This window comes from Pseudomonas sp. ML96 (assembly GCF_000761545.1).
Taxonomy (GTDB): domain Bacteria; phylum Pseudomonadota; class Gammaproteobacteria; order Pseudomonadales; family Pseudomonadaceae; genus Aquipseudomonas.
On sequence record NZ_JPMY01000045.1, the window covers coordinates 98,128 to 117,424 of the forward strand.

Consider the following 19,297-nt stretch of genomic DNA (forward strand, 5'->3'; position numbering starts at 1 on the left):
ATGTGAAGGGCGTCACGGTGCAGGTGTGAGCGCGTCGAACCTGGGCTGGATTCGCCAGTCTAGTGATAGCTGTCGCGCCGCAATCGAGGCGTGGCAGTGCCGGAAGCCGAGCATTCTCCGACTGGGAATACTCAACGCATCCGGAGAATCGCCATGTCCAGTCGTGCCTTACTCTCTCCCCTCACGCTTACCGCGGTCTGCATGGCCCCAGTGCAGGCAGCTACCTTCGTGGTCAGTAACACCGAGGATCGTTTTAGCCTGAGTTGCAGCAACGATTGTTCGCTGCGCGAGGCCATCTACCAGGCCAACCTCAATCCCGGCGCGGACCGCATCGAGTTGCGCCCTGGCACCTACACCCTGAGCCTTGCCGACCCCGGCTGGAACGCCGACGAAGAGCCGGACCCGGACGAAGATCTCGGCGTGCGTGGAGATCTGGATGTCAGCGGCAGGCTGACCATCGTCGGCGACAAGGACTACAACACCATCATCCAGGGCGTCTCGGACAGGTTGATTGAGGTGCTCCCCGGTGCCTGGCTCAACCTGCGCCAGCTCAGCCTGCGCGACGGTCGGGCTGACACCTACGGCGGGGCCATACGCAACGACGGCGAGGCGCTGATCGCCTTCGTCGGCTTCTACGACAACCGCGCCACGCCTGGCATCCAGGGCAAGGGCGGGGCGATCGCCAATTTCGGCACGCTGAACATCAGCTTCAGCCGATTCACGGGCAACAACTCCAATGGCGACGAGGGCTTCAGCGGGCAGGGCGGTGCCATATACAACCTGGGCTCGCTGCAGGTGCGCGACAGCCACTTCGAAGACAACAGCGTGACCGACAACGATGTCGACTATGCCCACGGCGGCGCCATCTACAACGAGGGGCAGGCCGATGTGGCGCGCTCTTCATTCGTGGCCAACCGCGCCGGACAGTACGCGGGCGGCGGCGGGGGCGCCGCGATCGTGAACAACCAGCGAGGCGTGTTCAAGCTGGTCAACAGCACGGTCAGCGGCAACTTCGGCACCGACACCAATGGCGTGATCGCCAATGGCCTGTTCGGCTTCTCGCCTACCGGCGCTGAGGCGCAGATGCTGCTGAGCCACGTGACGGTGGCAGCTAACCAGGGGCTGGGGGTGAGCAACCTGGGGAGCCTGACGGTGCGCAACAGCATCGTTGCCGGAAACTCGCTCAATGCCTCTCCGGCCAACTGCAATCACCAGGGCGTGGCTTACCTGGCGCGCGGCCTGATGATGGGTGCCGATCTGGGCACCTGCCAGCCCAGCTACTGGGTGGACGAGGACACCCTGTTCACCTCGGTGCTGAGTCCCGGTCTGTATTCATCGACTGGAGGTGGCGTCGGCGTGGGGCAGGGCACCCGCTATCACCAGTTGCTGAAGAACAGTCCGGCGCTGGATATCGGCATCGGCTCCTGCGCCAGCCATGACCAGCGCGGTGCCCCGCGGCCGCGCGATGGCGACCGCAACGGCACCTCTATCTGCGACGTCGGCGCCTACGAGCGCTGGTTCACCCAGTAGGGCCGCTCAGCGGCCCGGGGTCAGCAGCAGGCGCTTGCTGCCGTAGACCTTGTCGACGTTACGGCTCTGGAACGGGAAGCTCATGTAGCCACCCTTGAGCCAGGCCTCGATGCCATCGGCGTAGTGCGGGCTGGCCGGGTTGCCGGACTGGCCCGAGCTGTTGACGCCGATCATCGGCTCTTCCAGGCCGAAGTCGACGACGATGCGCATGGCCGGGATCAGCCACACGTTGAAGTCCTTGCCCCATTCGTAGGCGGCTACATTGAGGGTGCCGTGGTCGCCGCCGGCCGGGTAGGGGCCGCGATCCAGGTAGCCGCGTAGGGCCTCGATGCCGCTGCGCTGGCTGGCGCTCAGGTAGGGCGCCATCTTGGTGGCTTCGCTGGTCCAGTTGTACTGGTGCAGCTTGCCCCATTGCCAGGCGCTGCGATTGGCGCCGAGCTTGCCTTCCAGGTAGGTGACGGCACCGGCCAGGCTGCGCGCCATGATTGCCGGCTTGTCTTCCTTCTGCGCGGTCTTCACGTCGTCCCAGAACGGGCTGTCGTCGCGGCCGAGCAGGTGGTCGGCCTGGGCCGAGTAGCTGTTGTTGGCGGTGTCTACCAGCGCTTGCCAGGCCGGCGAGGTCTCCGGGCCCAACTCGTCGAGGAAGGTCTGCCGCGCGCTCTCGTGCAGGAAAGCGCTGTACAGCGCCGCGTCTGCCGAGGTAGCAGCCATGCGCCCGTCGAAGGCCATCAAACGCTTGTAGGCTTCCTCGGCCTTGGCGCGCTCGGCGGCCGGCAGGGCGGCGATGGCCTTCTTCAGGGGGGCGGCCATGTTCGGTGCGTCCAGCATCGCCTGCAGCTTGCCGGCGAAAGGCGTGGTCTGGTCGTACTGCATGGCGATCATGCTCTTCTGGTCTTGGCGCTTGGCGCCGGCCAGTTGCGCGATACGCTCGGCACGCTCCGGGTAGAACCAGGAGTTGGACAGCTGCATGCCATAGCCGCGCGGTACGGTGCGGTGGTTGGCTGTACCGAGCCAGCCCTGCATCGGGTCCTGGTCGTAGGGGTGCAGCATGGGGTCGGCGTAGCCGTCCCAGTCGTAGGCGCCGTCCCAGCCCGGCGACGGCACCAGGCCGGTGCCCTGCTTACGATTGGGATAGCGGCCGGTGACCTGCCAGCCGATGTGCTGGGCGTCGGCGAACACGATGTTGAGCGCCATGGCGCGCACCTCGCGGGTGGCCTCGAAGGCCTGCTCCACCGACTGCGCGCGGGACAGGTCGAAGAAGGCGTCGATCGAGCGATCGGCCTCGTTCTGGATGCTATGCAGGGCCAGGCCGTAGCCGCTGGAGAACGGCAGCGGCTGCATGGATGTCTTGCGCTCGCCCAGGGCGGAGTTGAGCAGCGGGCCGTGGCGGGTTTCCCAGATGGTCTCGCGGATCGGCCGCTGGCCACGGATGAAGAAGGTTTCCTGGCGCTCGCGGGTCGGCTGCCACTTGCCGTCGGCCATGTAGTAGAGGCGGCCGCCCTCGCGCTTGACCTTCTCCAGGAACAGGTCCTGGTTGTCGCCCATCACCATGGTCATGCCCCAGGCCAGCTTGCCGTTGAAGCCGGCGACCACGGCCGGAACCCCGGCGATGGATACGCCGGCGGCCTGGAATTTCGGCGAGCGGATCTGCACGAAGTTCCAGATTGAGGGCATCGACAGCGGCAGGTGGGTGTCGTTGGCCAGCAGGCTCTTGCCGCTGCGGCTGTTCTGCGGGGCGATGGCCCAGTTGTTGGAAGCGGCAACGCCGAGCATGTTCAGCGCGGCCACCTGGCCGGCGGCGTCGTTCACCGCGGCCAGGCCCGGAATCTTGCCGGCCAGGCTCAGGCCGCGCAGTTTCTCGGCCTCGTCGAACGGCAGCGGTTCGTCCGGGTAGCTCGGCAGCAGCCAGGCCAGCTTGTCGGCGCCGACCTTGTCGCTGAGGGTGAGGGCGGCAATCTCTTCCTGCAGGTTGACCGACAGGCCGAAGTTGAGCAGGCAGAACAGCAGTACCGAGTCCTCCGGTTTCCAGTAGGCCGGGCGGTAACCGCTCTCGGCCAGGTCCATCGGCAGCTTGTCCTTGTAGCGGAACAGGTAGGCGTTGACGCCGCGGGCGTAGACCTCGAAGAACTTCTTGATGCGTGGCGAGGCGTTCTTGTACAGCACCTCGGCGCTGGCGCGCAGGTTGACGGTGCGCATGAAACGGTCGATTTCCAGCACGCCTGGGCCGTTCATCTCGGCCAGGCGGCCCTCGGCCAGTAAGCGCATGCCGACCATCTGGCTGAGGCGGTCGGCGGCGTGCACATAGCCCAGGGTGAACAGGGCGTCATGGAAAGTGGTGGTCTCGATCAGTGGCATGCCCAGCGCGTTGCGCCGTACCACCACGCTCTGCGCCAGGCCCTGGACGCGGACGATGCCCTGGTCCGGGTGCACGCTGTCGGCGTAGCGGCCATTGAGGAAGGACTGGCAACCGCTGAGGAACAGGGTGCTGCACAGAGCGGCGGCAGCGGCGATGAACAGCGGGCGAGAAACGAGGCGCGAACCCATGACTGGCTCCTGGCGCAGGGAGACGGATGATGGGTGCGGATTGTAGAGGGCGAATGCGTCGGGGAGTAGGGGCGCGGCAGGGCGAGAGGCCCTGCCGGCGAGGAGCTCAGGTCAGGCGCCGTGGCACTTCTTGAACTTCTTCTGGCTGCCGCAGGGGCAGGGATCGTTACGGCCGACTTCCTTCAGCGGGTTACGCACCGGTTCCTGATGGTGATGGTTGCAGTGCGGGCCGTGCACATGGCCGTCGTCATCGTGGTGATGATCGTGGTCGTGGTTGCAGTCGGGGCCGTGAACGTGGGGTTGCTGAGTCATGAAACTCACTCCGGGATGTAATCGCCGGGGATTATCTCGCCATTGCGCTGCATATGCACGTTGCGGCCGAAGAACAGGCCGGTCTTCACCTCACCGCGCAGGCGGTAGCGGATCGGCTGGTCCGGCTCCTCGAGGGATTTGACGATGCTCTTCACGTGGCGCCACAGGTTGGTGCGCACCGGCACTTCGAACTCGGTGCGACCGTGGGCCGGCACGGTGAACCACTCGCTGGACTCGCCCTCGGCCAGCTTGATGTCGTTGAGCTGGATGTCGTACACCAGACCGCGTACCGGCAGGTCGGAGTCGTTGGGGTTGTCGATGCGAAAGCGCAGGGAGAACTGCTGTTCCAGCAGCTTGGCCTTGATCACGTCGACCTTGACCAGGTGCACGTCGGGGCTCTGGAAGTCACCGCCGAACCAGCCGGCGCAACCCCACAGGCTCATGCAGAGGCCGGTGATGACCGCCAGATGGATGGTGCGTGCTCGTAGCCATGAACGCATGCTGTGCCTCCGCAGGACGTCCCCAGTGTAACAAGCGGCTGCTTGGCAGCCGCAAGCTGTTCACGGGAAAAAACTGCGCCATACTGGCGGCAGAATTGGACAGGAGTGTGACCATGAGTCTCTACGAGATCGCCTTTGCCGGGCAGGTGGTGCCAGGTGCGCCACTGGAGCAGGTGAAGGAGAATCTGGCGCGGTTGTTCCAGGCGGATGCCCAGCGCATCGCCCTGCTGTTTTCCGGCAGGCGCATCGTGATCAAGAGCGGCTTGGACGCCGCCGGTGCCGAGAAGTACCGCGCAACCATGGAGCGCGCCGGCGCCGTGGCCATCGTCCAGTCGCTGCAGGTGGAAGAGGTCGAGCTGGCACCACCGCCTGCGCCGGCTCCAGTTGCTCCAGCCCCGGTGGCTGCCGCTGCCGTTGCAGCGCCGCTGCAAGCCGCGAGCTCTGCTCGGGTGATTCCGCGCGACGAGTACATGGCGGCGTTCAGTGACGTGCAGGCGCCGGACTTCGGCATCGCCCCGGTCGGTGCCGATCTGCAGGATGCCAAGGCCGAGGCCCAGGCGCCACAGGTCGATCTGTCGCAGTTCAGCCTGGCGCCGGTGGGCAGCGACATGGGTCAGGCCAAGGGTGCGCCGGCCGCACCGCCGCCGGACACCTCGCACCTCAAACTGCAGGAATAAGTACAAGGCCCGCGATTGCGGGCCTTGTCGTTTCTGCCATCAGCTCTTGCCGCTGCTGCACTTGGCCTGGGCTTGTGGCGGCGTCAGGTTGCGGATCGAGGTGTAGAACAGCTCGCAGGTCTGCACCTGGTCCGTCACCTGCCACTTCTGCGTGCAGCTGTTAAGGGTCTGCTGCGGATCGGCGGCCGGGTTCTGGCCCATGCCGGCCTGCCAGCAGGCTGCGCTGATGTCCTGGCCCATGACCTTGAGTCCGGCGGCGTCGGCTTTCGCCTGGTCGCCGTCATAGTTTTCCGGATCGGCCGCGTACCAGATGTAGCTCGGGTGGTTGGCACCGAGCACCGGCACGCTCTGGCCTGGGGCCGGGGTGATCTCGTCCAGGCCCAGCACGCCGATATTCACCTTGTACTGGCTGTTGACCCAGCTGCGCACCGGGCCGCCGAACGCGACCATGGGCAGCGGAGTGCCGGCGCCCGCGGTGAGCTGGGCGACCATGGTGGTCTGGTAGTCGGTGAAATAGCCGTAGACGCCTTCCAGATCGCTACCGGCGCTGGCGGGTGCGGCGATCGGGGCGATGTCGATGATGGTCTGGTAGGCCGGAGTCTGCGCCGCGGCTACGCCGTTCTCGGTGAGCAGTGAGGCCCAACGATCGGTGGTCTTGGATTCCAGGTAGTCCTGGGCCTGGGTCAGCGAGTAGTCCGGTGGGAAGTGCAGCAGCTCTACGCTCTTGCGGTTTTCCAGGGCCATGCCCAGGGGCAGGAAGAAGTACCAGCTGTACTGCCACTTGCCGTCGCCGTTGAGCTTGCTGGCGCCGTCGAAGGCCATATCACCAGCGTTGAGCAAGTTGGTCAGCGGTGTGCCGTAGTCGGCCGGCACGCCAGTGAAACTGGCAGAAAGTGTGTCGCCGTCACGGCTCACGGCGACCGTGGCATCGGCGTAGCCATCACGCTGCAGGCTCTGCTTGAGGTAGTGCTCGGCGGTCTGCTCGAGGGTCCAGTTGCGATAGCAGATGACGCTGCAGTTGTTGGGGTAGGCGAATAACCGGGTGACTCGTTCGCTGCTGCCCAGGCTGACCTGCAATGCCCCGGCGTGGGCCTGGACGGCGCTAGCGATCAGCAATGCGGCCAGAGCGGCTCTCGTTCCATAGTGCTTGTACATCTACTTCTCCTTGTTGGACCCGGTCCCCGCCGGGCTCTGGGCAACAAATGAAGCAGAGTTTTACGAGCTCAGGTAGCCGCTGCAGCACTTCTTGAATTTCTGCCCGCCACCGCAGGGGCAAGGGTCGTTGCGACCGGCCTTGAGTGGCGTGGTGGGATCGAGGAAGTACCAGCGCCCATCACGCTGGACGAAGGCCGAGCGCTCGCGATGACTGTGTTCGCCGCTGCCGTCGTGCCAGCGCGCGGTGAAGGTAACGAAGGCATGCTCGGGTTGCGCGCCGACCAGCTCGTGGCTTTCCACCTCGAGCCCCAGCCAGGTGCTGCCCAGGCTCCAGGCACGCATGCTCTCGCTGTCCAGTGCCGTCTGTTGCGCGGGCAGGGTAGTGGCGACCAGGTAGTCGACCAGGCCCAGCACATAGGCGCTGTAGCGCGAGCGCATCAGATGCTCGGCACTGGGCGCCGGTGTGCCTTGGTGATAGTGGCCGCAGCAACTCTCCAGCGAGCTGCCGCTACCGCAGGGGCAGGCTTGGCTCATAGGGTCACCACCAGTACTTGCCGAAGTTTTGCGGGTTGGCCCAGAACTTGGCATTGAGCCAGTCCGGTACCTGTTTGTAGTCGCGCAGGTCGTAGGTGAACAGGGTGAGCGTCTGCCCTTCGCGCTGGAAGCTTTCCGTGGCCTGCAGAGCCAGGGCGAACAGCTCGGTTTCCTGCCAGCCACAGGCGTTCAGGTCGACCAGTACGGCCATCCGGCTGGCGTTGAGGTTGCGGATGCCGCCCAGCAGTTCCAGCGCGGTGCGCTTGGGCAGGTGCTCCAGGCAGTCCACCACAAGTGCAAGATCGTAACGTTGGGCCGCCAGTTCGGTGGGTAATGCTCCGGCCGGAGCCTGGGCAACCAGCGCCTGCGGGTGTGCCTGCTGGAATGCGGTGATGGCAGGCAGCTGGCTGGCGCCGACCAGCAGCAGGCGCTGCGGTTCATGGTGGTCGAGCAGGGCGGCGAGCGCCTGCTGTGGGGTACGCGAGGACGGATTGTGATTCATGGCGCACAGATTCGCTGAAGGTATGCCAAGACTATCGCGCCCTGCGCCCCGATCCTATGGATATTGGTATGGAAAGTGCCTATAACTGGCGGATAGTAAGGAAGCGATCTTTACTTCTTTGCTGTCGGTTATGCCGATTTCCTAAACAGGAGACCTAAGAAGATGAGTATCACAAGGAAAGCAGTACCCCTGATTCTGGCGAGCAGTCTGTTGACCGGCTGTGCAGGCATTCAGAAAACCGATTGGCCGACCTGTGCGGCTGTGGGTGGTGTGACTGGTGCAGCGCTGGGCGCGATCGAAAACTCCGAGTGGGCCGGTTACGGCGCGCTAGTCGGTGCTGGTGTAGCCGCAGCTTATTGCTGGGTGCATGGCGCTGAGGAGCAGGTTGCAGTGGTCGAAGAGACCGTCGTTGAGGAAGTGGTTGCCGAACCCGCCGAGCCGGTACGCGTCGAGCTGGACGTCAAGTTCGACTTCGACAAGTCGGTGGTCAAGGAAGAAAGCCAAGGCGACATCAAAGCGCTGGCCGACTTCATGAGCCAATACCCATCCACCAGCACCGTGGTTGAAGGTCACACCGACTCCGTCGGTACCGACGCTTACAACCAGGGCCTGTCCGAGCGCCGTGCCAATGCCGTGCGTGACGTACTGGTCAACCAGTACGGCGTAGGTGGCGACCGCGTGAGTTCGGTCGGCTATGGCGAGAGCCGTCCGGTGGCTGACAACGCCACCAGCGAAGGCCGCGCCATCAACCGTCGCGTTGAAGCCGAGGTCGAAGCTCGCCCCTAAGTAGTCTTCTCCCGGCAAGGCGGCTGTAGCACAGCGCGCAGTCGTCCACCGGGACTGGCTTGTACACTTTGGGGGACGGGTCTTTACTCCTGTGTTACCGGTAATCGAACCGGTGACACAGGAGATCCCGCCATGAGAAGCATCTCAAGGGCAGTTGTACCCCTTCTCTTGGTCAGTAGTGTTCTCTCAGGTTGCGTCACGACTTCCAGTACGGGAGATGCGCCGCTCAACCAAGGGAACTGGCCCATTTGTACGGCGATTGGCGGCCTGGCCGGAGGAGGTCTTGGCGCCATCGAGAGTTCTGCTTGGGCAGCTGGAGGTGCGGTGGCCGGTGCGGTCATCGGAACCTTGGTCTGCTATGCCCAGGACGGTGACCAGGATGGCGACGGTGTATTCGACCGTCGTGACCGTTGCCCCGATACCCCGCCCAACACCCCGGTACGCCACAACGGATGCCCGTTGCCCGAGTATCCGGATTCCGCACCCGCTGCTGAGCCTGTAGTCGAGGCCGGTGAACCGGTACGCGTCGAGCTGGACGTCAAGTTCGATTACGACAAGTCCGTGGTCAAGGAAGAAAGCCAGGCCGATATCAAAGCGGTGGCTGACTTCATGAGCCAATACCCGCAGACCAGCACCACCGTGGAAGGCCACACCGACTCCAATGGCTCTGATGCATACAATCAGGGGCTGTCCGAGCGGCGTGCCAATGCGGTGCGTGACGTGCTGGTCAACCAGTACGGCGTGGCGAGTGATCGGGTGTCGTCGGTAGGGTACGGCGAGTCTCGCCCGGTGGCCGACAATGGCACCGACGAAGGCCGTGCCGTGAACCGTCGGGTCGAGGCGTCAGTCGAGGCGCAACCCGCGCAATAGCGTTTTTGGCGGTGATCTACTCCCGCGCCACTCTCGGGTGGTGCGGGAGCTGATTCGGCCCTATCAGAAAGTCGGGCGGGCGGCCGCAATGGCCACCAGAGCAAGCCCCACCAGCAGATTGCTTCCCACCAGGCGGCGGATATGCCCGAGAGCCTCGCCACCTGCCGGCCAGTTCTGCGCCTCCACGGCGCGGCGCAGCAGCGGCAACTGCAGGAAGCGCACGCGCAGGAACAGGGCGAGCATCACCAGATACAGGCCCATCATGATTTGCACATAGCGCGGCGCCGTCTCGAATCCGGCGAAACGCATATGCAGCATGCCCATACCGGAAACAGGCAGTACTAGCACGGCGATCCAGACCCACAGGAAGAAGCGTTGGAACACTTCCAGCCACAGGCTCAGGCGCTCCGGCGCTTGTAGTTTGGCCACGGCGGCGGGGCGCAGAATCATCCAGGCGAAGAACATTCCACCGACCCAGACCAGGGTGGCCAGCACATGCACGGCGTAGAGGGCAGCAAAGACAGTCATCGGCAAGCTCCGGTTAGCGATGGCGCGCGAGCATAACCTATCGGTAAACTACTGAAAATTTATCCAGCCTTTTCCGCGCCCATGCTCAGCTCCGAACTCAAGTCCCAGATCCAGGGCGCCTACAGCCGTTTCCTCGAAGCCAAGGGGCTCAAGGCCCGCTATGGCCAGCGCCTGATGATCGCCGAGGTGGCCAAGGTGCTGGGCACCATCGAGCACAACGACGAAGGTCAGCGTGATGGCGAACCCGCCGTGGTTGCGGTGGAGGCGGGCACCGGTACCGGCAAGACGGTGGCCTACAGCCTGGCCGCCATCCCCACTGCCAAGGCCGCCGGCAAGCGCCTGGTGATCGCCACTGCCACCGTGGCGCTGCAGGAGCAGATCGTGCACAAGGACCTGCCGGACCTGATGCGCAACGCCGGCCTGCAGTTCAGTTTCGCCCTGGCCAAGGGTCGCGGCCGCTACCTGTGCCTGTCCAAGCTGGACATGCTGCTGCAGGAAGGCCAGGCGCAGAGTGCCACCGCGCAGATGTTCGAGGAAGAAGGTTTCCGCATCGACGTCGACGAAAACAGCCAGAAGCTCTACAGCAAGATGATCGAGAGGCTTGCCGGCAACCGCTGGGACGGCGACCGCGACAGCTGGCCTGAGGAGCTGGAAGATCAGGTCTGGGGCACCCTGACCACCGATCACAGCCAGTGCACCAGCCGCCATTGCCCGAATTTCCAGCAGTGCGCCTTCTATAAGGCGCGCGAAGGCATGACCAAGGTCGACGTGATCGTCACCAACCACGACATGGTTCTCGCCGACCTGGCCCTGGGCGGCGGCGCCGTGCTGCCGGACCCGCGCGAGACGCTCTACGTATTCGACGAAGGCCATCACCTGCCGGACAAGGCCATCGGCCACTTCGCCCACTTCACCCGCCTGCGCAGCACCGCCGATTGGCTCGGCCAGGTAGAAAAGAACCTGACCAAGCTGCTGGCCCAGCACCCGCTGCCCGGCGACCTCGGTCGCCTGATCGAGCAGGTGCCGGAGCAGGCCCGCGAGCTGCGCACTCAGCAGCAGTTCATGTTCAGCGCCTGTGAGCAGTTGGCCGACTTCCGCGCCGGCGAAGACATGGAAGGCCGCGAGCGCCCGCGCCATCGCTTCGAGGGCGGCCTGGTGCCCGAGCATCTGCGCGAGCTGGGCATTGAATTGAAGAAGGGCTTCGCCAAGCTCACCGACGTGTTTACCCGCCTCACCGAACTGATCAAGCAGGCCATGGACGACGAAGGCACCAGCTTGGGGCTGGCCAGCCACCAGGCCGAGGAATGGTACCCGCTGTTCGGCAGCCTGCTGTCACGCGCCCAGGGCAACTGGGAACTGTGGACCGCCTTCACTGTCGAGGACCCGGAAGACAGCCCGCCGATGGCGCGCTGGCTGACCCTGGCCGACAGCGGCGCGCAGTTCGATATCGAGGTCAACGCCAGCCCGATCCTCGCCGCCGAGACCCTGCGTCGCAACCTGTGGAATGTCGCCTACGGCGCCCTGGTGACTTCGGCCACTCTGACCGCGCTGGGCACCTTCGACCGTTTTCGTATGCGCTCCGGTATACCCAAGGCAGCGGTTACAGCCGTGGTACCCAGCCCGTTCCACCATGCCGATGCCGGCGTACTACGCGTGCCTGACCTCAAGGCCGACCCGCGCGATGCCGCCGCCCACACCGCGGCCATCGTCCGCGACCTGCCGGAACTGGTGAAGGGCGCGCGCGGCACCCTCGTGCTGTATTCCTCGCGCAAGCAAATGCAGGACGTGTTCGACGGCCTCGACCGCGACTGGCGCAAGCGCGTGCTGATCCAGGGCAACCTGTCCAAGCAGGAGACCCTGAACAAGCACAAGGCGCGGGTCGACGACGGCGAGGAGAGCGTGCTGTTCGGCCTGGCCAGCTTCGCCGAGGGTGTCGACCTGCCGGGTGCCTATTGCGAACACGTGGTGATCGCCAAGATCCCCTTCGCCGTGCCGGACGATCCGGTGGAGGCGGCGCTGGCCGAGTGGATCGAGGCGCGTGGCGGCAATCCGTTCATGGAGATCGCCGTGCCCGACGCATCCTTGCGCCTGATCCAGGCCTGCGGTCGTCTGCTGCGCACCGAGGCCGACCGCGGCATCATCACCCTGCTGGATCGCCGCGTGGTGACCCAGCGTTACGGCAAGGCCATCCTCAACGCCTTGCCGCCGTTCCGCCGCGAGATCGCCTGATCCCCTTTACCTGTCAGCGAGTTGGCCATGCGCACCATCCTGATCACCGGCTGTTCCTCGGGTATCGGCCACGCCACGGCGCTGGCCTGTCGTGACGCTGGCTGGCGGGTGTTCGCAGCGCACGCAAGGCGGCCGACGTCGAGCACCTGCAGGCCGAGGGTTTCGAGGCGGTGCAGCTCGACCTGGATGATTCCGCCAGCATCGCCGCGGCCCTGGCCTGGGTGCTGGAACGCAGTGGTGGCGGCCTGGATGCCTTGTTCAACAACGCCGGCTACGGCCAACCCGGCGCCATCGAGGACCTGCCTCGTGCGGCCTGGCGCGAGCAGTTCGAGAGCAACCTGTTCGGTCCGATCGAGCTGACCGCTGCTGTGCTGCCGGTCATGCGCCGTCAGGGCCACGGTCGCATCCTGTTCAACAGCTCGGTGCTGGGCTATGCGGCGCTGCCATTGCGCGGCGCCTACAACGCTTCCAAGTTCGCCATGGAGGGGCTGGTCGACACCCTGCGTCTGGAGCTGGCTGGCAGCGGTATCGAGGCGGTGTTGATCGAGCCGGGGCCGATCATTGCGCGCTTCCGCGCCAACAGCCTGCTGGCCCTGCGCAAACACGTGGATACCGCGCGTGGCGCCCATGCTGCCAGTTACTCGGTGATGGAGGAGCGTCTGGCCCGCGAGGGTGCGGCGGTCAAATTCACCCTGCCGGCGGAAGCGGTGGCCGAGGCCGTGCTGCAGGCGCTGGACAGCCGCGTGCCACGTACCCGCTACCCGGTGACGGTGCCGGCCAAGCTGTTCCGCCTGCTCAATCGCCTGCTCCCGGACCGGTTGCTGGATCGAATCAAGGCCAGCTCTGTCTGAAATCAGGCACTTGCGTTGTCGCTAGACGGGCTCCGGGGTGGCAATCGCAACCCTGCCTGGTGTCTACTTGGACATCTTCCGGAGTGCCTGTTCAATGATCCGCCGTTTTCTCCCGCTCGTTCTCGCCCTCAATCTCGCCGCGCCGGCCATGGCTGCGCCCGAGGGCCAGCAGACCTTGTTCAGCTTTATCAAGCCCACCGACGTGGTGAAGGTCGAGAGCCAGGTCGCCAGTTTTCCCGAGTTGACCGCTGAGCCGACGCCCGAGGGTGAGGTGCTGCGCCGTTTCACCTTCAATGCCGGTGATAACCCCAGCCTGCGCCTGAGCCCGCAGGCGGGCGACTGGGACTGGTCGCAGGCCGGCGCCATGAGCCTGCGCCTGCAGAACGCCATGGACTGGGCGGTGACGCTGGAGGTGCGGATCGAGAGCCGTGACGGCAAGGTGCTGACCAGTCGCATAGCCCTGCCGGCCGGTCCGGCGCAGACCCTGCTGGTGCCGCTCGCCGCCACCTCGCCGCGGGCCCAGGGCATGCGTGCCGCACCGCCCATGCCGGTCAGCGTCGAGGGCCAGCGCGTGCTGCTGGCTGACGTGGTCGAGGGCGAGCTGACGGCCGCGCAGGTCAGCGCGGTGACACTGAGCATGAGCAAGCCCAATGCGCCGCAGAGCGTGCTGCTCGGCCGCTTTGGCGTGCAGGCCGGCGATGCGGCGCAACAGGCCGTGTATACCGGCATCATCGACGCCTACGGCCAGTACAGCCGTGGCCAGTGGCCGGGCAAGGTCGACAAGGATCAGCAGCTGCGCGAAGGCGCGGCCCGCGAGCGCGAACAACTGAAGACCTGGCTGGCCGAGCGCCCGCAGCAGGACAAGTTCGGTGGCTGGATGGGCGGCCCGACCTTCGAGGCCAAGGGCTTCTTCCGTACCGAGAAACGCGATGGCCGCTGGTACCTGGTCACGCCAGAAGGCCATCCCTTCTACTCCCTCGGGGTCAATGCGGTCAGCGCCTGGCAGAGCCAGACCTATGTCGAAGGGCGCGAATCGATGTTCGCAGCCCTGCCCAAGGACGGCGAGCCGCTGGCCAGCTACTACGGCAAGCGTGACAGCCGCAGCGATAGCGGCGCCAGTCGTGGCCGCGCCTTCGACCACGGCCGCTGGTACGACTTCTACCGTGCCAACCTGCAGCGCAGCTACGCCGAACCCTGCCAGGCGGCGCAACCGCCGCTGGCCGCAACGCCGGCACCGGCCGAGCCGGCAGCCTGCCCACCGCCCGGTTTCGATGCCGACCGCTGGGCCCAGCACACCCTCGACCGCCTGCAGGCCTGGGGCTTCAACAGCCTGGGTAACTGGAGCGACGACACCCTGGGCAAGGCGCAGCGCCTGCCTTACAGCATCCCGCTGTCGATTTCCGGCGATTACGCCACCATCAGCACCGGCCACGACTGGTGGGGCGGCATGCCCGACCCGTTCGACCCGCGCTTCGCCATGGCGGCCGAGCGCGCCATCGCCATCGCCACCCGCGACCGCCGCGACGACCCCTGGCTGATGGGCTTCTTCGCCGACAACGAACTGGCCTGGGCCGCACCCGGTGACGATCCGAAAGCCCGCTACGCCCTGGCCTACGGCACCTTGCGCCTGACCACCGATGTGCCGGCCAAGCGCGCCTTCCTCAAGCAGCTGCGCGACAAGTACCGTAATCAGAACGGCCTGTCCAAGGCCTGGGGCATCGAGCTCAAGGCCTGGGAGCTGATGGAAGACCCGGGCTTCGAGCCGCCGCTGCCGAGCGCCGAGTTCCCGCAGATCGAGCAGGACCTGAAGAACTTCCAGCGCCTGTTCGCCGAGACCTATTTCAAGACCATCGCCGACTCCCTGAAGTGGCACTCGCCCAACCACATGCTGCTCGGTGGCCGCTTCGCCATCGCCACGCCGGAGGCCATCGAGGCCTGCGCGCAGTACTGCGATGTGCTGAGCTTCAACTTCTATGTGAACGAGCCGCAGCACGGCTACGACTTCGCTGCCCTGCGCGCGCTGGACAAGCCGCTGCTGGTCACCGAGTTCCACTTCGGCTCGCGTGATCGCGGGCCGTTCTGGGGCGGCGTGAGCGAGACCTACAAGGAAGAGGAGCGTGGCCCGGCCTACGCCAACTTCCTGGCCAAGGCCCTGGAAGAGCCGTCGATCGTCGGTGTGCACTGGTTCCAGTACCTCGACCAACCGGCCAGCGGTCGCCTGCTGGACGGCGAGAACGGCCACTTCGGCCTGGTCGCCATCACCGACCGCCCGTGGCAAGGCTTCGTCGAAGCGGTGCGCAAGGCCAACCTCAAGGTGGCCGAGAAGCTGCTGCCCAAGGCCGACGCGGCCCCCGCCAAACCCTGATCTGTTCTGTTTGAGTCCACTCCCGGAGCGCGTTGCCGCGCTGCCGGGGGCTAGACCGTTGGTCTGACCAAGTGACTTGAGCAAAGCGGCAGGATTCCCATGAACAGCCGGGGCTGAAACAATGCCGGCCATTCGGACCGAGGAGTAAGAGGTTGCAGATCCAGGGCCATTTCGACCTGCGCTTCGAAGCGCTAAAGGATGCCTTCGTCGAACTCTTCGACGATCCCCAAGAACGTGGCGCCGCTCTGTGCGTGCAGATCGGCGGCGAAACCGTCGTCGATATCTGGGCAGGCACGGCTGACAAGGATGGCGCCGAGGCCTGGCATACCGACACCATCCTCAATCTGTTCTCCTGCACCAAGACCTTTGCCGCCGTTGCCGCCCTGCAACTGGTCGAGCAGGGCAAGCTCGAGCTGGATGCCCCCGTGGCGCGCTGGTGGCCGGAGTTCGCCGCGGCCGGCAAGGAGTGCGTGACCCTGCGCCAACTGCTCAGCCACCGTGCCGGCCTGCCGGCGCTGCGCGCGCAGCTACCTGCCGAAGCGCTCTACGACTGGCAGCAGATGACTACCGCCCTGGCCGCCGAACAACCCTGGTGGACGCCCGACGAGGCGCACGGCTACTCGCCCATCACCTACGGCTGGCTGGTCGGCGAACTGCTGCGCCGGGTCGAGGGGCGTGGGCCGGGCGAGACCATCGCCGCGCGCATCGCCCAGCCGCTGGGTCTGGACTTCCACGTCGGCCTGGCCGAAGAAGAATTTCCGCGCGTGGCTCACATCGCCCGCAAGAAGGGCGACATGGGCGACGCCGCCGCCCAGCGCCTGTTCAAGTGCATGATGAGCGAGCCGACCTCGCTGACCACCCGCGCGTTCGCCAATCCGCCGTCTATCCTCACCAGTACCAACAAGCCGGAGTGGCGACTCATGCAACAACCGGCGGCCAACGGCCATGGCAATGCACGTTCTCTCGCTGGCTTCTATGCGGCCCTGCTCGACGGCCGTCTGCTGGAGCCGGAACTGTTGGGCGAGATGACTCGCGAACATTCTTGCGGCGAAGACCGCACCCTGCTGACTTCGACCCGCCTGGGCCTGGGCTGCATGCTCGACCAGGCGGACGTTGCCAACGCCACCTATGGATTGGGGCGCAAATCCTTCGGCCATCCAGGAGCGGGCGGCTCCGTCGGGTTTGCCGATCCAGAACGCGAAGTCGCTTTCGGCTTCGTCACCAATAGTCTCGGACCATACGTATTGATGGACCCTCGTGCGCAGAAGTTGGCGCGCGCGCTGGGCCAATGCCTGTAACTTGCTGGGGGAAGACCTGACCATGCACAAGAAAACACTCATCCTGCTCTGCTGCCTGAGCCTCGCTGCCTGCGCCAACTCGGACAAGAAGGAAGAAACCTCCAGCAGCTGGTGGCCGTTCGGCGACAGCGACAAGCCGGTCGCCGCAGCCAAGAAGGCGCCGCCCAAGATCGACCACGAAGTCACCAATGCCTGGCTGGATGAGTACGAGCCGCGCCTGAAGACCGCTCTGAGCGGCAGCAAGATGGAGCTGGAGCGCCGCGAGAACGTGCTGGTAGTTACTGCTCCGGTGGAGAGCTCGTTCAACCCGGACCGCCCGAGCATGCTGATGCCGGCGGTGCTCGGCCCGTTCACCAAGGTGGCGAAGATCCTCGAAGCGGACAAGAACACCGGCGTGCTGATCCTCGGCCATGCCGACAGCGTCGGTAAGGTCGACGACAACCGCAAGCTCAGCGAGGACCGCGCCAAGGCCGTGGCCTCGATCTTCCGCCTCAGCGGCCTGCAGCGCGACCGCCTGCTGCTCAAGGGCGTCGGCTCCGACATGCCGCGTGCCGCCAACGACAGCGCCGCTGGCCGTTCGCTGAACCGCCGTGTGGAAATCGTCCTGACTCCGCAGAAGACCCTGGTGGCGCTGCTCGCCCGTTACAGCCAGCCGGCTCCGGCGACTGCTACCGCATCCGCAGCTGCGGCCAACCTGCCAGTGGCGCAGATTGCCGCAGATCAAAAGAAGAAGGACAAAGCACAGTAAGCTTGCGGCATCACTGAGAGGATGTGCGCATGACCCAGACCCTGGCCGATATGCGGCGTGACTACACCCGCGACGGACTCGGCGAAGAGCAGGCCCCGGCCGAGCCTTTCGCCCTGTTCCGCCGCTGGTTCGACGACGCGGTGAAGACTGAGCAGCTGCCGGTCGAGCCGAACGCCATGACCCTGGCCACGGTCGACGAGGAGGGGCGCCCGCATTGCCGGGTGCTGCTGCTCAAGGGCCTGGACGAGCAGGGCTTCACCTTCTTCAGCAACTACGAGAGCGCCAAGGGTCGCCAGCTGGCGGCGCGTCCCTTCGCCGCCATGACCTTCTTCTGGCCGAGCCTCGAGCGCCAGGTGCGCATCGAGGGGCGGGTCGAGAAGGTCTCGGCGCAGGAGTCCGACGCCTACTTCCAGGTGCGCCCGCTGGGCAGCCGCATCGGCGCCTGGGCCTCACCGCAGAGCCGGGTAATCCGCGATCGCGAGGAGCTGCAGCAGCTGCTCGCCGAGACCGAGCGACGCTTCCTCGACCGCGCCCCAGAGTGCCCACCGCACTGGGGCGGCTACCGCCTGCTGCCCGAGCGCATCGAGTTTTGGCAGGGCCGGGCCAGCCGTCTGCACGACCGCCTCAACTACCGCCTGGTGGATGGCGGCTGGCAGCGCGAGCGCCTGGCACCCTAAACTGCGGGCCTTCGTCCGGAGGCCTGCATGCTCGAACTCGACTCCACCCTGGCGCAGCACATCGTCGACCGCGCCATGGCCATTCTGCCGCACAACATCAATGTCATGGATGCCCAGGGCATGATCATCGGCAGTGGTGATCCGGCGCGGTTGCACACCCGTCACGAGGGCGCCCAATTGGTGCTGGCCAACCGCCGGGTGGTGGAGATCGATGAGCAGACCGCCGCCTGTCTGCGTGGCGTCCGCCCAGGCGTCAACCTTCCGCTGCTGCACGCCGAGCAACTGATCGGCGTGCTCGGCATCACCGGCGCACCGGACACCGTGCGGCCCTACGCCGAACTGGTGCGCATGGCTGCCGAGATGCTGGTCGAGCAGCGTCAGCTGCAGGCCGAGCGCCACTGGCAGCGTCATCAACTGGAAACCTGGCTGCGGCAGATCGCCGACAGCGGCGTCAGCCTCGCGCAGCTGCAGGCCGAGGCCGAACGTATCGGCTTGCAACTGAGCTGGCCGCGCCAGCTAGTGCTGCTGGAGTTGGCGGAGGAGGGTGACCAGGCTCGCGCGCTGGGCGCCTTGGCCGGCAAGGCCGAGCAGTGCGGGCCGTTCGGCGTGCGCCAACTGTTGCTCTGTCGTCCCTACCAGAGCGGGCGCGATGCGGCCTGGCTGGCCCAGCTCGACGCCCGTGGCCTGGGTATACGCCGCCTGCTGTTCAGCGATGTGCTGCACGGGCTCGCCGATCTGCGCGAGGCGGCCCTGGCGCTACGCGATCTGCAGGTCTACGCGCAGGCCCATCAACCGTCCGTACGTATTCTGCGTCTCGACGAATACCGCCTGCAGGCGTTGCTGCATGGTCGGCGCCACGACTGGTCGCTGCAGCGCTGGTTGGCACCGCTGCGCCGGGTGCTAGCGCAGGATGGCCAGGGCCAGCTGCGCGAAACCCTGGCCACCTGGTGCCGGCACGACGGTCACCCGCAGGCCTGTGCCGATGAGCTGGGCATTCACCGTAATACCCTGCGCTATCGGCTGGAACGCATCGCCGAGCTGAGCGGGCTGGATCTGGCGCGGCGCGACCAGCGTCTGCTGTTCACCTTGGGGTTGGAACTGCTGGACGAGTAATTGTGCGGCCGCACAGTTATGGATGCTTAAGGTTCGCCATGACTGGTGCGTTCGCATAGGGACTGCGCCGTGGCAGCG

At 65.8% G+C, this 19,297-nt stretch carries 16 protein-coding genes and 2 pseudogenes; 11 read left to right on the plus strand and 7 right to left on the minus strand.

Annotated features, from left to right (window positions below; all coding sequences use genetic code 11):
- Positions 1 to 153: 153 nt before the first annotated feature.
- Positions 154 to 1,530 carry a choice-of-anchor Q domain-containing protein gene (locus tag IP89_RS21110; RefSeq protein WP_156115108.1) on the plus strand — a complete coding sequence of 459 codons (1,377 nt, stop codon included), beginning with the start codon at positions 154 to 156 and terminating at the stop codon, positions 1,528 to 1,530.
- A 6-nt stretch (positions 1,531 to 1,536) separates the two neighbouring features.
- On the opposite strand, the gene IP89_RS21115 is transcribed toward IP89_RS21110, so the two are convergent.
- From IP89_RS21115 to IP89_RS21125, 3 genes are all read right to left on the minus strand, one after another.
- Positions 1,537 to 4,074: a penicillin acylase family protein gene (locus IP89_RS21115; RefSeq protein WP_052081173.1), complete on the minus strand. Its 2,538-nt coding sequence runs from the start codon at positions 4,072 to 4,074 to the stop codon at positions 1,537 to 1,539.
- Between the two features lie 111 nt (positions 4,075 to 4,185).
- Complete coding sequence (locus IP89_RS23210; RefSeq protein WP_081963338.1) at positions 4,186 to 4,386, minus strand: SEC-C metal-binding domain-containing protein; 201 nt, start codon at positions 4,384 to 4,386, stop codon at positions 4,186 to 4,188.
- Positions 4,387 to 4,391: 5 nt separating this feature from the next.
- A complete protein-coding gene (locus tag IP89_RS21125) occupies positions 4,392 to 4,829 on the minus strand; it encodes an LEA type 2 family protein (protein ID WP_256203178.1) in 438 nt (145 codons plus the stop codon).
- Positions 4,830 to 4,999: 170 nt separating this feature from the next.
- Here IP89_RS21125 and IP89_RS21130 point away from each other — a divergent pair, with 170 nt between their 5' ends.
- Entirely contained in the window at positions 5,000 to 5,563 is a 564-nt protein-coding gene (locus tag IP89_RS21130) for a hypothetical protein (RefSeq protein ID WP_043311768.1), read from the plus strand.
- Positions 5,564 to 5,602: 39 nt separating this feature from the next.
- On the opposite strand, the gene IP89_RS21135 is transcribed toward IP89_RS21130, so the two are convergent.
- From IP89_RS21135 to IP89_RS21145, 3 genes are read right to left on the minus strand one after another with little or no spacing between them, the layout of a single operon-like run.
- On the minus strand, positions 5,603 to 6,718 hold the full coding sequence (locus IP89_RS21135) for a hypothetical protein (RefSeq protein WP_043311770.1): 1,116 nt from the start codon (positions 6,716 to 6,718) through the stop codon (positions 5,603 to 5,605).
- A 60-nt stretch (positions 6,719 to 6,778) separates the two neighbouring features.
- Positions 6,779 to 7,252, minus strand: a complete 474-nt coding sequence (locus tag IP89_RS21140) for a YchJ family protein (protein WP_043311772.1) — start codon at positions 7,250 to 7,252, stop codon at positions 6,779 to 6,781.
- 4 nt (positions 7,253 to 7,256) lie between these two features.
- The gene (locus IP89_RS21145) at positions 7,257 to 7,754 is read right to left on the minus strand and encodes a DUF6231 family protein (RefSeq protein ID WP_043311774.1); all 498 of its coding nucleotides are present in this window, start codon (positions 7,752 to 7,754) and stop codon (positions 7,257 to 7,259) included.
- A 432-nt stretch (positions 7,755 to 8,186) separates the two neighbouring features.
- On the opposite strand from IP89_RS21145, the pseudogene IP89_RS23795 reads away from it, so the two are divergent.
- Both IP89_RS23795 and IP89_RS21155 read left to right on the plus strand, forming a co-directional pair.
- A pseudogene (locus IP89_RS23795) lies at positions 8,187 to 8,540 on the plus strand (OmpA family protein); the annotation flags it as partial.
- 132 nt (positions 8,541 to 8,672) lie between these two features.
- Positions 8,673 to 9,410: an OmpA family protein gene (locus IP89_RS21155; RefSeq protein WP_081963339.1), complete on the plus strand. Its 738-nt coding sequence runs from the start codon at positions 8,673 to 8,675 to the stop codon at positions 9,408 to 9,410.
- Positions 9,411 to 9,473: 63 nt separating this feature from the next.
- Here the strand turns inward: IP89_RS21155 and IP89_RS21160 are convergent, their stop codons facing one another.
- Entirely contained in the window at positions 9,474 to 9,938 is a 465-nt protein-coding gene (locus tag IP89_RS21160) for a CopD family protein (RefSeq protein WP_043311777.1), read from the minus strand.
- A gap of 81 nt (positions 9,939 to 10,019) precedes the next feature.
- Here IP89_RS21160 and dinG point away from each other — a divergent pair, with 81 nt between their 5' ends.
- The 7 genes and pseudogenes from dinG (at position 10,020) to IP89_RS21195 (ending at position 19,219) form a co-directional block, all read left to right on the plus strand.
- Positions 10,020 to 12,167 carry an ATP-dependent DNA helicase DinG gene (gene dinG, locus IP89_RS21165; protein ID WP_043311779.1) on the plus strand — a complete coding sequence of 716 codons (2,148 nt, stop codon included), beginning with the start codon at positions 10,020 to 10,022 and terminating at the stop codon, positions 12,165 to 12,167.
- A gap of 101 nt (positions 12,168 to 12,268) precedes the next feature.
- Entirely contained in the window at positions 12,269 to 13,018 is a 750-nt protein-coding gene (locus IP89_RS21170) for an SDR family NAD(P)-dependent oxidoreductase (protein ID WP_256203179.1), read from the plus strand.
- A gap of 94 nt (positions 13,019 to 13,112) precedes the next feature.
- Positions 13,113 to 15,383 (plus strand): hypothetical protein, encoded by a 2,271-nt coding sequence (locus IP89_RS21175; protein WP_043311781.1) that lies wholly within the window; start codon positions 13,113 to 13,115, stop codon positions 15,381 to 15,383.
- Positions 15,384 to 15,535: 152 nt separating this feature from the next.
- Positions 15,536 to 16,681 carry an EstA family serine hydrolase gene (locus IP89_RS21180; RefSeq protein WP_043311785.1) on the plus strand — a complete coding sequence of 382 codons (1,146 nt, stop codon included), beginning with the start codon at positions 15,536 to 15,538 and terminating at the stop codon, positions 16,679 to 16,681.
- Positions 16,682 to 16,703: 22 nt separating this feature from the next.
- Positions 16,704 to 17,390, plus strand: a pseudogene (locus IP89_RS21185) (OmpA family protein); the annotation flags it as partial.
- A gap of 68 nt (positions 17,391 to 17,458) precedes the next feature.
- Entirely contained in the window at positions 17,459 to 18,106 is a 648-nt protein-coding gene (pdxH, locus tag IP89_RS21190; RefSeq protein ID WP_043311787.1) for a pyridoxamine 5'-phosphate oxidase, read from the plus strand.
- A gap of 27 nt (positions 18,107 to 18,133) precedes the next feature.
- The gene (locus tag IP89_RS21195; RefSeq protein ID WP_043311789.1) at positions 18,134 to 19,219 is read left to right on the plus strand and encodes a sugar diacid recognition domain-containing protein; all 1,086 of its coding nucleotides are present in this window, start codon (positions 18,134 to 18,136) and stop codon (positions 19,217 to 19,219) included.
- The last annotated feature ends 78 nt before the right edge of the window (positions 19,220 to 19,297 follow it).